Consider the following 13,017-nt stretch of genomic DNA (forward strand, 5'->3'; position numbering starts at 1 on the left):
CTCATCTCTTAGGTTTCAAGCGACGAATAACGCGCTTCTTAGTTCGCTCATTGTTCGGCTTAGCGCCGCCCTTGATGGCATCAAGACGGGCCTTCCACGACAAAACAGCGGCCATACCAGCATCGAATTTCAGATGCATCTTGCCGTCCTGCTTCTGCATGACATAAAGCGGTTCGCCAAAGTCATCGAGCATGTTCAATTTCTTCTTGCCGGCGTTGCCAAGATGCCTCAAAAGGTCATCGTGAGCCGACACAACTTCGCCAGGCTTCCACAAAGTGTCCACTTCGCCACCAAACGAAATAGACCGTGCATCAATGGCTTCTTGGTACTCGCGCAGCGTGTACGCCATCATCGCGTGACGCTTGGTATAGAACTCTTCGACCTGATCCGGGTACTTCGCATACCAAGAGCCGATAGTTTCAGTCCAGTGAGGCGGGTCAGCATAGAGCTTGTAAACCCGGTAATAGGTCATCGCCCATTCGAACGTGGCGGTAACTTCACTCTCGGGCACTTCCCACTCATCTGCGAACTCTGGGCGCTCCCACAGGCCTATAAGCTCCTGCATGCCAGTATCAATATCAGTCGCGACAATCGCCGTAGAGTCACGGAAACGCGCACCGTCAAAGCCGAGAGACACAAACGCGCCCTTAGGGATGCGTCGCCCCGGCTTAGCCAGCCCATGCAGTTTGATCGAGTCAAAGAACATCGACCCAGAACGCCGCCAGCGGTTCAGCCAAACACGTTCAAGATACGCCGTATCAGCACGTGGACGATCCCACAGCTTGGCGATACTCTCGAACTGCCCAACGCCGAACTCGCCAACAGGCCCAGTAGCCTCGGACACCGCCGCAATGCGATTCTTCATCGCCTGCTCATGAGTGACTTCTTCAATGCCAGGAGCAGCAGGCCGCGGCATGAAATCCTTGTGCTCATCCCCCGCCCAGCGAGCAAAGAAGAACAAAGCCGGCGCTTCCATCTCGCCACGACTGATCAATTCAGCCTCAGCGCGAACGTCCTCTTCAATGGACATTTCGCCCGGTGCGCCAGCCGTTGACGTATAGAACGCCCACGGATCTTCCATTGGGCGCTTCGTCAAGTTCGCGCTCATCGTCTCGTGCGCAGCCCTAGCAGACGGAAGAATCAAACGGTGAGGCTCGTCAAAGTGCTGGAAAGTAGTCAGCGCGCCGTCGCGAGAACCCGGCGAGTTCGCCACGGGAACAGCCTTGCCGTCCTCGCGGCCACGCGAATCCAAACGAATAATGCGTTCAAGCGACGGATCAAAAAGGTGCGAGTCCGGCCCCTCTTCAATAACCGTCTTGAGCACACCGTAGGCAAGCTCTGAAACCTGCTCAGCGTTCACCGCCATCATAGGGATGTAGGGTTGCGCCACCGGTCGCCCAACAGGCTCCCCATAAGCGTCAAAACCGTCACACCTAACAGGTGCCTCAGGATGTAGCTCGCAAAAAGCGACCCAAGCCGCTTTCTCCGTCTTCGCCATACCCTTACGCCACTCAATAGCGCCACGGGAGAAACGGCGACGACCCTCCAAGCGATGCCCCTGCGGATAAATCTCGTAAAGCCGGTACAAGGCACCAACGAATTCATCATCAAGCTTTGCCGGCAGACCCTTCAACGAGCCAGGGCCGAACACGCAACGCTCTTCAATGAACTGAGCCACAGCAGGGCCAAGCGTCGGAAAGCTCAAGTCCAGTGGCGGCACAATCAAAACCGCCACCAGGCATCACCCCATAAGCTTCAACCGAGGATCGTCACCATCGGGCTTTCGAACACCAGAACGCCGGCGCTCTTTGCGATCCTCCGCTTCATCCGCTGCGGCAAACTGAATCTTCAAACGAGCGCGGTCTTCGGGAGTCGCCCCGAACTTCGCCACACGCAACCGAAGCTCACCAGCAAGCTTTGTGTCACCGCTCCAAAACTTCGCATGAAGCAATGCGGTATCCATAAGCTCAGACCAGTCAGTAGACGTGAATTCGTCAGCCAACGGAGAATCAGCCCACATCTGCCACCATTCACGAGTGCGCGCCGGCCAATCGAAAGATTGATAGGTCATTTCCCCATCAATTTCGATCTGAACGTCAAAATCAGGAAGCCCCGGCTGCTCAACAGGCTCAGCCGTAATGATTCGCATATCGGCACTGCCACGCCCGCTACCGCGCCCGCCTCGTCCAGTTGGAGCAGGTCCACGACCAGCCATGACAATCACCTCAAACTCTAAAAATTTTCCCGGTCACCGCGATATAGCGGCCAGATGTGTAGCGCTCTATGTTTCGGTCGCCACGAATCTTCGTGCCCGGCCCCTCGGGCGCTTCAACGAAGATGTGAACGCCCTCGCCTGACTGCGAGACTTCCATGAACAAGACAGGCTCAGGGATCGACTTGATGAACTCGGCAACCCAAAGGTCAGCAACGCCATCCGTGAAGCAATGATCCAAGTCGTAACAGCCGATACCATCACCGAGAGCGAACCCCAGGCCAACGCCTGCAGCTGATTCCAAAGCATCCGAATATGATGCCCAAGTGCTCGAATCGGTAGACGATGCCGCCTTGCCGCGGACAGTGAGCGGACGTTTCAACGCACTGCGACGCATCCAGCGATCGCGTGAAGTCATCTCGGCCGGAAGGTTGGAACGCTTCAACTTGCGACGGTAGTAAGTGCCGCATTTCTGCGAGCAAAACTTAGCACCCCGCCGCGGCAGGTTCATTGGCCCATCGCAGTACAGGCAAACCCTTGTTTCCATACCTCAATTTTACCATGAAGTGTACGCGATAAACCCCGGAATCATGCGGATTATGGGCACATTCAAGAATCAAAGAAGCCACAGGAACCGATCTAACAAAACCGGGTCACAAATGAACCTCAAAAGCTCAAAAAGCCGTCAAATCAAGCCCTGCAAGCGCAGGAGGCCAAAACTCCCAGACTGTCGCAGAACAAAATGAACAGCACCTCTACGGCAAGCCGATGCCGCCCCCGGGGAGGGGGATGGAGGCCTACCCTGCACTGAAAACAACCCGAACCTGTGGATAACTATGCTCATTCGGGTTTGGGTATGCGCCGGATCTTGCGTCGTGCCTCTATTGACTCTTGCTGTGTCTTTTGTTTGTGGCATGGTTCGCATGCGCCTTGTCCGTTGTCCACGTCGTACTGTCCACCGCCAGCTTTCACGTTGATGATGTGGTCGGCTTGTGTGGCTCGGTGTGTGCATCCGGGTAGCTTGAGTTGGCACATGCCTTTGGCTTGCTTGAGTACGTCTTTGCGCCATGCTTGGTGCTGTGCTCCGGCTGCGTGTGATCGTCCTGTCCAGCCGTGCACGGTGTGGTCAGTGCAGTAGCGGGTGTGGGTGATCCGGTTTTCGCATCCTGACCATGAGCATTTGCGGGGGGCACGGGGTATCGGAATCACCTTCCCAATTATCTTGAAGGAGATTCAACTTCGACGGTTATTTGCGTGTATCCGTTGCTTGTTGGCTCGGCCTTGACTTTAAAATTTTGGGGATCTTGCAAGTAGTCATCGGAGAGTTGGACACCAGCGTGACTTGCCTGAATTTGAGCGGTTCTCAAAGCTAGTACGACTGCTAAGTTCAGGTCGGAACCTTCGTTTGATGCGCTGGCCGCTGTACCTGTAAATTTCGACATACTCATATGCTCACATGCAATGAGTCTGCGCGCTACCCGCCAATGTTGTGCTGGCTGACTGCACGCATCTGACCAAACGATTGTTAGGTGTGTTCCGGCAGCGGGGCGGGTTTCCCGTTAGGAGGTCGGTGCGCCCAGTTTGTGCCCTGGCTTGCTTCTACGGCGCTCATGGGGGGCGGGTTAGTGAGTCTGACCGTGATGATCCTCGACGATTGGTTTTCCGACCGAACTCAATAGAGCGGGGGCATCACTTTGGTGTCCCTGACTGAGACTTTTGAGAACACATTTTTGATCTAACTGCGCCTGCATATGCCAATAGACCAGCTAGAAATTGTGGCTTGTCAGTCGAGGATAAGCCATGTTTTTGTTTCTCACTCGGTCGCGGATAGACGGTCTTGCCGTCCTTGTCCAGAAACACAATGGTGAAGTACTCAATCTCCGTCGCGTGGACGATAACCTTGTCTGCCCCGCGAAGAAGCTTAAATTCCTCGTCGATCTGGGCTCTCCAGATAGGGCTCCTGAGAATCAGCGACTTATCTTGTGTATCCTCAATCAAAGGATTCCAGGATGCGAGCGGACCGCGAATTCGAGTACCTGACTTCAGCGTTATCGACGAGTGACGGATCAACGTCTCGTGTTCAGTTGTACTGAACTTATTATTCTCTATGTCACGGCTCAGCGCGTGAGTCCAGCTAGACTCGACGGCCAGATCAGTGTCACGGGTCCATCTGTCTCGAAGATTCTCCCAGAGACCTTTGTTAGCCGCGATCATTGCGAAGAGAGTTGATACGAATAGATATACGAGTAACGCAGTAGCAACATATAGAGGATACGTTGTAAACAATCCCATTGGATCCCGCAAGAACCTAGCGAGCAAACGGTCCCATTCAACAACTAGAGATGTTGCAACCAATGAAATAGACATAGTTATGCCCAGCATTACCAAACTTACTATGAGAACTGTGCCAGTTTCTCTGAATACCGACTCTCGTGCTTTGGCATTTTTTCGCTCGGCCTCGTAGACGTATGCAAGTCCAGGAACGAGCAATAACGCGTAAACAAGGACGGAAGCTAAAGTTGTTGGCATAATGTCATTATCTACTGAATGAAGAGGATTGGTTATCAGATGACAAACGAACCGAATGAACCGCAGACAAAAATAACAGAGATAATGCACGAAAGTGCTTTTGGACTAATGTCGCTTCCGACCACAGACCAATCGAATCTGGTGGAACTTGATGAGATCTACGGAGATGATGAATAAGCTGCGCGACGTAGTCGACATTCCGGTCTCGATCCCATTGTTCTGATTCAAACACGGAACCTACCGCTTACAAGGCGGTTGCTCTGCCGTTGAGCTACAAGGGCGTTAACGCAAGAAAGGCGATCACCTTCAAACAGTGATCGCCTTTCTCGCATAAAAATAAGCCCCCACATTGTGAGAGCTTCGAGGGAGATACAGTTTTCCCCTAGAAATGAATCTATCAGATGTTGTTGGTTATTCGCGAATTTTTTGGTGCGTGGCGAGCAGATCGATTGGGAAGTAGAGCCGGCGTTCTTTGATGCCGGTTCCGATTCGGTCTAGCACGTATCGGAGTTGGTGGCGGTTTACCCAGTTTTTGAAGGTGATTGTTGAGACTTTCACGCCTGTTTGTGTTTGGAGGGTTTCGCGGGCTTCTCTCGGTGGCATTGGTGTTTCTCGGAAGTATTGTTTCCTTTCTGCGCGTAGTTGGTTGAGGTCGTAGTGTGCCCCGCAGTTGGGGCAATCGGTGGTTTCGGCATCTGGGGCTGCTCTGAGCTCTTCACCGCATTCGGTTTCAACGCTGTCGTCGGTGAGCCATGTTGCTGTGCAGTTGCCGTAGACGTGTTTTTCCATGGGGTTATCTATGGCGTGTTCGGCTTTGGCGAGTAGTTCCAGCAGCATGGGCAGGAATTTGCCGGCGTATTTGTCTTTTGCGAGGGTCTTCGCGTTGAGTGGCAGGGTTTCGCCTTGTGTTGTGATTTCTACCCATACGCGCAGGGCTCCCCTGACTTCGAGTGCTCCGACGCGAACGGGCATGACTGGCTCGGTGCTCATGCCGTCGCCGCCTTCGCGGTTGCGTGGGGCGGTTGCGTCGAGTCGTGCCATGGTGGTGAATAGTTCGTCCATCATGTCGGGTACTTTGTCGAGCCAGGCTTGCAGGTCGCTTATGCATTGTCCGCATAGGTAGAGGTTGGTGGGGTTTGCGCAGTCCTCTCCGGTGCACTCGGTCATTCTTTGTCCTTCCATGCATCACTTTCGAATTTTGCGCCCATTTTGAGCATTCCGACGCGGATTATTCCGGTCGTATTGGTACTTGTGACGCATTTGAGCGAGTCTTGCAGGTCGCCGTCTTCGTCGTGATAGACGGTTCGGGTGAGGATAACTACGTCTGTTGCGTGTTCGCCCGGGTCGAGGTTGAACAGGTCGATTTCGTGGCCGTAGACGTTGGCTTTTTCGAAGTCGCTCATTTTCCCGGCCCTACTAGCGCGTAGTCGGTCTTGCGTTGCGCTGCTTCCAGCTCGTTTGCTCGGGCAATTCCGATTTCAAAAGCGCTGAAAACTCCGGCAATAGCCGCGGCCATACCGTTGAGGCCTTTTCCTAGTTGGCGAAGTTGCCATGCGAGCGGTTTGAGCTCTCGACGGCGTGCGTCGGTCTGGCCAAGTGCTTTGCGCATGTAGAGCTTGGCGAGGTTTGGTTGCCCGGTTTCGATGGCTCGTCGGGCGCGGGTGATCAGTTCGTTGGTGCTCATTTGTCATGGCCTTTCGGGAGAGTTGCGTAATGGTTCATCGCGCTACGCAAGTTCGCGGTCACTTGCTTCACCGCATCGACTGATTCGAGATGCATGTCAACGAGCTTCCAACCGATTCTTGTTAGCGCCTGTTGCTGATCAGTGCTCATTTGGGGTTGCCTCCTGCGATTTTCTTGGCGTTTTCGATTGCGTTGCGGGTGCTGTCAAGGCTGTGTTCGATATGCGGTTCACTCGTGCTGATGGTGTAGCTGTTCAGGTGCCGAACGGTTAGTGTCCTGTCCGTGAAGATCGGGCGCGGCGTGTCACTTCCGAACGTGGTTTCATATTCGGTATCGCTTTCAAGTTCGACCTCGATTCCGGGGCTGTCGCTGAATAGCATGAAGCGTTCCCCGTCTTCCATCTCGACGGGTAAACCAATGCGCTTGATACGTCGCGGGTCGTGGATCATGCGGTTGGCTCCGTCCAGGTTGCTTTGATTGTGGTCGCTCGGTAGCCAGATTCGCGGGGGTCGCGTCGGTCGCCTCGTTGCTCGTTGAAGCTGATTTCAGCGCCATCGGGAACGCCGTTTAGGAACTCTTGCATTTCGGTGACTGTGAGTTTGCCGGTTACGGTCATTGAGGCGCTGCGGGTGATGTTTGCCATTTGGGGTTATTGCCTTTCGGTTGATCGGGTGCGTGATTGTGCAGTCGTTGAATGCTTGCCGGGCGAATTCGCGCATCATGCGTTCGGCGGTTAGTAGTTCGCCGATGATGCTGTAGATGTGGATCACGGTTTGCGCCCGTTGTGAATGAGTGGCTTACTTCCGAAGCGGTATTGGCCGGGGAACATGAGCTTGAGCATTGCGCGACGCTGCCGTTTGGTATGGGTGAATCTCGTTTCGAAACTTGCCGTGGTGGATAGGGTGCGAAGCGTTTCGCACGTCCATTCGGCGATCAGCTCGTTTTCGTCTTCTGATGGGATGCTGATCCAGTCGGTGGCGAAGTATCCGGTTTCTGATCCTTCAATGAAGAACACGAGTTGCTGTTTTTCACGTGCCAGCTGGTCGTAGATTGGGGTGTTGGTCATGGCTTGTCCTTGTACTTTGTTTCACAAGGTTTTGCGCTTGTGCCGTTTGCGATCTGTTTCGCCAAGTCATTGACGAGATTTTGCATGTCGCGACGGTGCCTGTTTTCCTTGCACGCTTCCCAGATCCAGTAAGCGAGGAAGGGCGCGAGAATACCGATGGCCCATAGGTTGATCGCTTGCTGCTTTTGCACGTAGACGGTGAAGTTCATGCCCACGCTGACTGCGATCAAGACGATATTAAAAACGGTGAGTGGTTTCATGCGGCTACCTCCCGGATCGTACGTCCGTGGATCGCCCTGATTTGGGCTAGTGCGTCTTCGTAGCGCTCGTATTCTCCGATCAACTGCCCGTCGCGGTAGCTAATTTCCCAGTAACCGCGTGCTGAGCGTCGGCAGATGAATAACGGGGTCATCGGGTCATCCATTCAATTAGTCGGTAGATGCCTAGGCCGTCCGCGATGATGCGCCCTAGGTCGTGGAAGGCACGGTGTAGCTCCAACCGCGATTGGTAGAGGCATGGCGGTTCGGTTACGGTCGGCCAGTCGCATGAGCACGGGGTCACTTTGCGGCCTCGTAAGTAGCCTCGAAAATGTCAGGCTTGCACGGGTAGAACTCACCCGCGATTCCCTTGATGATCCAGTCGCCAATGTCTGCATACATGGTGCCTTCAAGCGTGTGGATTATTGGGTGAGAGTCGAACCTGCTCATCACGACCGGGATTACCGCGTCTTCGGGGATCCCTTGTGATGCCCATTCGCAAATATCAGAATGAGTTCGAATATCATCGCGAACCTGCATCGCTTCGATGGTGATGGGCTTTTTGCGGAACTTCATTGGAGTGTTCATGGCTTCCTTCTTTCGTTTTTGGGCATAAAAAAAGCCCCGGTGTGGGGCTTGAATTTTGGGCAAGAAAAAACCGCCCCAGGAGGCGGTAAATTCGATTATTCCTGTGCGTTCCTCTGAGCTATCCGTAGATGAGCCTCGAAATATTTTTCCACTCTCTTCGCGAGCCTTCCTAAATGCCCCATTGATTCGGACGGGGTCCAGGTGGAATCGTAATAGTTGATTAGCGCTCTACCCGCTGCCGCCGTCACATCTATTAGTTCACTCCGAGACTCAGGATTATTTCTATTCCATTCGTCGAGTTCTCCGTGTTGATACTGAGGTCTCCCGTTCGTGTCCCTCTTCGGGTTTTGATGCTCGTTGACGATTCGGGCGACTTGCATAAGACCGTCCATTACCTTCGAAAACGCTTTTGCCACATCAGGATTTGATTGCCTCAAGTATACGAAGTACTTCTGCAATGCAAATATCAGTCTTGCGGTCGCTTCCTCGAACGCTATAGTGCCCTCAGTCACCTGATCTGCAAAAGCGAACATAAGCTCTGGCAGTATCTCAAAACGCTCAAGTTCCTTGATGCGTAGATCGCGCTTCATCGCCAGAGCATCCGCTCGCTCTGCTATAGCAATTGCGTCTCCTCGCGCTTTTGCGGCATCTGCTCTTGCTAATCTTGAAGTCTCTTTCGCATGCCACGATTGCCACAATGCCACGGCGACTGCGCCAAGGGTTCCAACCGCAGCAACTGCGCCAATTACCATGTCCGGATTCGATAGAAATTCTGTCCATCTTTCTTGTGCATCTGGAACTTCGCAGTTGAACGTTGTAACGACATTACCGAATTGTGCGGCAAAATTTTCCGGTCGAGCAACTTGCACACACGATACTGAACCTGCGATAACCATGCCCTGATTCTATGGCTCAGCGACGCGAGTCCTAAATTGCTTACGAATCGATAGGAAGCATGGCTTTGCGGAGAAGAACCACACGAAGGTGGTTTGGTGGTTAGGTCCAGCATGGACCAACGTCTGACAGGGTGCCTCCGTTCTCAGGAAATCTTTCGTATGTTCGCCCTAGCGAGTCTTCGAATCCGATTTGAATTGATTTGATTTCGGCTTGCTTCAGTACGCATTCATCATTCTTGAGCGCTGTATCAATCGTTGTTCGTGGTCGCATGATTTCTATGTTCCATTCGCCATCGGCGGGCAGGTATTCACTACGTACAACGACTTTGTAAATTGCATCATCTGACGCGTTCTCGACAAATATCCGAGGTTTGTTCGTTCCGCTATCAACAGCCATCCATGCGATCACTCTGGAAGCTTGTCGGTACCTTTCATCGTTAGCATGCAAATCAGCCATCGAGTTGGCTTCTCTTGCTAATTCGATAGCCTGTTCAGCCGTCTTGTTGGCCTTCTTAGTCTGGGCGATAGCTTGTCCAGCAGTCTTGTTTGCTTCCCTGGTCTGGTATAGCGCGACGCCCACTGCGCAAAGTGTCGCGAAGGCTGCTACGGCTTGCCAAAGCAACGGCCAAAAATCTGACTTTTCAGGAATATTGCAGTTCAACTGTAGTTGGCCCACCTGGGTTGCTAATTCGCCAAGACAAGTTACAGATTGCGATGTAATCATGCGTTGATTCTAAGTTCTTTCCTGTATTGGTTCGAATGTGAACTCTATGCGTTGTGATCAGAGTGCATCTACGCTGATCATTGCGCCTGGGGTGTCGCCTATCGCGTATCGTTTGAAAGTTTCGACTTCCACTACTTGGGAATCGTCGCGGTAGATTCCGGCAGCGGTTAGCCCGTCGAGGATCGCTCGCAGCAGCTTGTCCACGTCCGGTTTGGTGATGTGGTGTTCTGGCGCTGATGGTTTCAGCTTGCCGGCGTTGCGTCCGGTTCCGTAGTGGCCTTTGGGGCGCGAGAATCTGAATATCACTTCGACACGCACCGCGCCGGCGTATGGTGTGAATCCTTTCGGTTTAGCACGGCGGGCTTGATGGGTGACGAGTGTTCGCCAGGGTTGTAGTGCTTTCGATGACTCAACTTGATTCGTTTTGCCGGTCAGCTTCCCGTTCTTCCTGACCGGCATCGCCGTTTTGGATCCTTGAGGGGCAGACACTCCGGGCACGTGGAAAGCGATCATGCGGCGATCAGGCTTTCTACTGCGATGGTGCCGAGGTCTCGGGCTGCCGGCGGGGTGACGCTGTTGCCGGCTACGAAAAAGGTTTTCACTTTTCAGCTCCTAAATTAGTGCTTATCTGAGACAGTCGTTTGGCAACTGTTTCGCAATATCGTTCTTCGAGCTCGATTCCGATAGCTCGCCGGCTCAAGTTCTTCGCAGCCACGAGAGTTGCGCCGGCACCAGCGAACGGGTCCGCAATCACACCGGGAGGGCACCGCATTATTAGTGCCTCCATGAGCTCAACTGGCTTCGGTGTTGGGTGTCCTGTCCGGTTGGCCTCTCCGTTTCGCCCGCTGCTCTTGTTCGGCATAGGGATAACCGAGCCTTGGCGTTTATGACCAGTGTCCGAAACATTCCAGCCATGCCCTATTAGGTGGATATCCTCATGTGCTGGCCCCCACGGAATTCTGAGGTCGCCCATGCCTGGGCTGCCTTTCTTCCACCAAATGAGGCGCTGCCGCTCGCCTTCGGGGGCCTCGACTGACCATCTGCCGAAAAGAAGGCCCGGTTTGCTCTGGCCTTCGTTTCGCCATTTCTTGAGCATTTGGTTTCGCAGGTCTGCCGTCTTGTCGCCATGAATCTTGGCGAGTTTCCGTTTCCTGTGTCCTGATTGGTAATCCATCCCGTAGGGAGGATCTGTGACTAGCACGTCGGCGTTGACCCATAGTTCTGATAGTTCTAGACAGTTTCCGTGGTAGAGGGTCACGTGCTGGTCTTGGTAGTACGGTGTTGGGATATTTACTCCTGAGAATTGGAAGAGCCACCGACATGTTTGGGCATGTTGGTGGCTCGTTGGTATTGATTGACTTATGAATATTGGTTTTCTAATTCCGTGGCCGCTGAATGCGGATCTGACCACCTACTGGAACTTATGGGCATCTATTGCTACTGCAATTGGCACTTTCTTACTCGCTTGGTTCGCCTGGCTGGCGTGGACCTCTGCCAAAGCGACCCTTCATGGGCAGCAGAATGCAGTTGAGATGGCGGCGCTCGGTGAGTACGTACGTGCGTTGAATACAATGCAACATTTGTCGCAGTCTGTTCCCGCAGCATTCTTGCCCCCACCGCATGCGCAGAACACTCCGGCAACAGAAAATGCATTTCGTGTTGGCGCATACCGCACCTACGTAAATTCGCTTTGCAACGATGTTGAAATAACGGGTCTCATGTGGCGTATCCACCACTCAGATCTAAACACCTTGGTGAGCGAGTTTGAGATTTCAGAGGCATCGCTTCGTGAAGCTCAAAACAAGAGATTGGGGCTTGAAAAGTCTCTGGCGAATCGTCAGGAACGCTTGAATGCCAAATTCGGTGGTCAGCTGAAGCAATGTGCGTTGTGGTGGCAGCAACGGGAGTTCGAGGAAAAAGTCATTCTTGTTTTGCTCGATGGTTGGCATGAAGAATTCGTCAAGCTATCGCCGGCAAAACTCATGTCCGGGCGAAGCGCCAATCCGTCGGCGGCGGAGACGGAAGACCCTGACTAAGTCTCTTTCCTCGTAGTCTTTCAGGACGCTCACCCAGCAGTATGTCGGCTTGGCACGCCTTGCAATTGTGCGCGTCTTGCCCGGCGTGGTCTTCACACGGTGGCATCTTCACTTTCATGTGTGTGGAGTTGCTTGGTGCTGTTGCATCCCAGTGCTTGCCGGTGACGGTGTACAGGTTCGGGGTTCGTTTCAGATACCCTCCGTTTGGCTCTGTCATCGTCGCGTAGTGTGCTGCGGCTCTGAGTGCGTGCTCGAAGTCGTGGGCGGGTATCCCGTCGCCTTGGTTGGCTTCTTGAAGGATCTTGTCTACGGGGTTGTTTGACCAGTCGGGGCGCATGAGCTTGATGATTTGGACTAGCCGTTGCCATTGCGTTATGGTGAGTATCATTTTTTGTTTTCCTCCTATCTAAAAATGGCGGCGATCGATTTGAAGCCTCGCGTTAAGTACTTGACGATCGCCGCTTTTCTTCATTGGCACATTAAAAAGATGACCAAAAACTAACTGAGGATTCGACGCGACGTAAGTAGTTAATGGTGTTGGTGTTGGTGTTGGTGTTGGTGCCACTTTTTGCTAGACGTTTGCTACGTGGTTTGCTACTAGTTCTGCTGTATCACCTGCTAGACGTTTGCTAGGCTTGCGGGTTCTCGCACCAGTAGCACCCAGGCTTCACGATCCCTTGATTTGTATGGTTTTTCGTGTGCCCACCAAGCGCCCCAGCAGCAGATTTGTTCGACTTGTGTTGCAGGATTTCCTTCTTCGACTTCTGGTGCTTCAAGTAGTCATGCATCGCGTAGTCGTCGCCCTTTTTGTCTACCCAGCCGACTTTGAGAAGCTGCTCCTGCACCTTGGGTGGATACTCTTCGAACACCCAAGAGTCCACGTGGCCATCTGTCATGAACTCATTGCAATGTGCCCAAAGCTCCAACAAAGTCACGCGGGCTTCAAAGTTGAGTCGCCGGAACTTTGGGTGTCGAAAGAGTTCGTTAGTGACCGCGATGTATGGTCGCGTATCTCTGGACACTTAG

Annotated in this window: 21 protein-coding genes; 1 reads left to right on the forward strand and 20 read right to left on the reverse strand. The window is 53.2% G+C overall.

Translation table 11 applies throughout. From position 1 onward, the window contains the following. Position 1 precedes the first annotated feature (1 nt). From ACT3UQ_RS08780 to ACT3UQ_RS08870, 19 genes are all read right to left on the reverse strand, one after another. Entirely contained in the window at positions 2-1,735 is a 1,734-nt protein-coding gene (locus tag ACT3UQ_RS08780) for a hypothetical protein (RefSeq protein WP_444636971.1), read from the reverse strand. Between the two features lie 6 nt (positions 1,736-1,741). Next, positions 1,742-2,215, reverse strand: a complete 474-nt coding sequence (locus tag ACT3UQ_RS08785; RefSeq protein WP_444636972.1) for a phage terminase small subunit — start codon at positions 2,213-2,215, stop codon at positions 1,742-1,744. Positions 2,216-2,225: 10 nt separating this feature from the next. Beyond that, positions 2,226-2,759, reverse strand: coding sequence for a hypothetical protein (locus ACT3UQ_RS08790; protein ID WP_444636973.1), 534 nt, complete (start codon positions 2,757-2,759; stop codon positions 2,226-2,228). Between the two features lie 293 nt (positions 2,760-3,052). Then, positions 3,053-3,247 carry an HNH endonuclease gene (locus ACT3UQ_RS08795; RefSeq protein WP_444637036.1) on the reverse strand — a complete coding sequence of 65 codons (195 nt, stop codon included), beginning with the start codon at positions 3,245-3,247 and terminating at the stop codon, positions 3,053-3,055. A gap of 654 nt (positions 3,248-3,901) precedes the next feature. Continuing rightward, entirely contained in the window at positions 3,902-4,741 is an 840-nt protein-coding gene (locus ACT3UQ_RS08800) for a DUF6338 family protein (protein ID WP_444636974.1), read from the reverse strand. A gap of 411 nt (positions 4,742-5,152) precedes the next feature. Further along, positions 5,153-5,908 (reverse strand): hypothetical protein, encoded by a 756-nt coding sequence (locus ACT3UQ_RS08805; protein ID WP_444636975.1) that lies wholly within the window; start codon positions 5,906-5,908, stop codon positions 5,153-5,155. Next, entirely contained in the window at positions 5,905-6,144 is a 240-nt protein-coding gene (locus ACT3UQ_RS08810; protein ID WP_444636976.1) for a hypothetical protein, read from the reverse strand. Before ACT3UQ_RS08810 ends, ACT3UQ_RS08805 begins: the two co-directional genes overlap by 4 nt. Further along, a complete protein-coding gene (locus ACT3UQ_RS08815) occupies positions 6,141-6,425 on the reverse strand; it encodes a hypothetical protein (RefSeq protein ID WP_444636977.1) in 285 nt (94 codons plus the stop codon). The genes ACT3UQ_RS08810 and ACT3UQ_RS08815 overlap by 4 nt, the downstream gene beginning before the upstream one ends. After that, positions 6,422-6,574, reverse strand: coding sequence for a hypothetical protein (locus ACT3UQ_RS08820; RefSeq protein WP_444636978.1), 153 nt, complete (start codon positions 6,572-6,574; stop codon positions 6,422-6,424). Before ACT3UQ_RS08820 ends, ACT3UQ_RS08815 begins: the two co-directional genes overlap by 4 nt. After that, positions 6,571-6,873, reverse strand: a complete 303-nt coding sequence (locus ACT3UQ_RS08825) for a hypothetical protein (RefSeq protein ID WP_444636979.1) — start codon at positions 6,871-6,873, stop codon at positions 6,571-6,573. The genes ACT3UQ_RS08820 and ACT3UQ_RS08825 overlap by 4 nt, the downstream gene beginning before the upstream one ends. Continuing rightward, positions 6,870-7,067, reverse strand: coding sequence for a hypothetical protein (locus tag ACT3UQ_RS08830; protein WP_444636980.1), 198 nt, complete (start codon positions 7,065-7,067; stop codon positions 6,870-6,872). The genes ACT3UQ_RS08825 and ACT3UQ_RS08830 overlap by 4 nt, the downstream gene beginning before the upstream one ends. A 123-nt stretch (positions 7,068-7,190) precedes the next feature. Then, complete coding sequence (locus tag ACT3UQ_RS08835) at positions 7,191-7,490, reverse strand: hypothetical protein (protein WP_444636981.1); 300 nt, start codon at positions 7,488-7,490, stop codon at positions 7,191-7,193. Next, positions 7,487-7,750 carry a hypothetical protein gene (locus ACT3UQ_RS08840; protein ID WP_444636982.1) on the reverse strand — a complete coding sequence of 88 codons (264 nt, stop codon included), beginning with the start codon at positions 7,748-7,750 and terminating at the stop codon, positions 7,487-7,489. The genes ACT3UQ_RS08835 and ACT3UQ_RS08840 overlap by 4 nt, the downstream gene beginning before the upstream one ends. Continuing rightward, positions 7,747-7,914, reverse strand: a complete 168-nt coding sequence (locus ACT3UQ_RS08845; RefSeq protein WP_444636983.1) for a hypothetical protein — start codon at positions 7,912-7,914, stop codon at positions 7,747-7,749. The genes ACT3UQ_RS08840 and ACT3UQ_RS08845 overlap by 4 nt, the downstream gene beginning before the upstream one ends. A 133-nt stretch (positions 7,915-8,047) precedes the next feature. Next, a complete protein-coding gene (locus ACT3UQ_RS08850) occupies positions 8,048-8,335 on the reverse strand; it encodes a hypothetical protein (protein ID WP_444636984.1) in 288 nt (95 codons plus the stop codon). Between the two features lie 95 nt (positions 8,336-8,430). Next, positions 8,431-9,231, reverse strand: coding sequence for a hypothetical protein (locus ACT3UQ_RS08855; protein WP_444636985.1), 801 nt, complete (start codon positions 9,229-9,231; stop codon positions 8,431-8,433). 100 nt (positions 9,232-9,331) lie between these two features. Next, positions 9,332-9,955 (reverse strand): hypothetical protein, encoded by a 624-nt coding sequence (locus ACT3UQ_RS08860; protein ID WP_444636986.1) that lies wholly within the window; start codon positions 9,953-9,955, stop codon positions 9,332-9,334. Positions 9,956-10,012: 57 nt separating this feature from the next. Next, entirely contained in the window at positions 10,013-10,468 is a 456-nt protein-coding gene (locus ACT3UQ_RS08865) for a RusA family crossover junction endodeoxyribonuclease (RefSeq protein ID WP_444636987.1), read from the reverse strand. Between the two features lie 85 nt (positions 10,469-10,553). Beyond that, on the reverse strand, positions 10,554-11,129 hold the full coding sequence (locus tag ACT3UQ_RS08870) for a DNA methyltransferase (protein WP_444637037.1): 576 nt from the start codon (positions 11,127-11,129) through the stop codon (positions 10,554-10,556). A gap of 187 nt (positions 11,130-11,316) precedes the next feature. Between ACT3UQ_RS08870 and ACT3UQ_RS08875 the strand changes: the two genes are divergently transcribed. After that, on the forward strand, positions 11,317-11,991 hold the full coding sequence (locus tag ACT3UQ_RS08875; RefSeq protein ID WP_444636988.1) for a hypothetical protein: 675 nt from the start codon (positions 11,317-11,319) through the stop codon (positions 11,989-11,991). 629 nt (positions 11,992-12,620) lie between these two features. Here ACT3UQ_RS08875 and ACT3UQ_RS08880 read toward each other — a convergent pair. After that, positions 12,621-13,013, reverse strand: coding sequence for a hypothetical protein (locus ACT3UQ_RS08880; protein ID WP_444636989.1), 393 nt, complete (start codon positions 13,011-13,013; stop codon positions 12,621-12,623). Positions 13,014-13,017 lie beyond the last annotated feature (4 nt).

Source organism: Glutamicibacter sp. AOP12-B1-11 (genome assembly GCF_052379245.1).
Lineage (GTDB): Bacteria > Actinomycetota > Actinomycetes > Actinomycetales > Micrococcaceae > Glutamicibacter.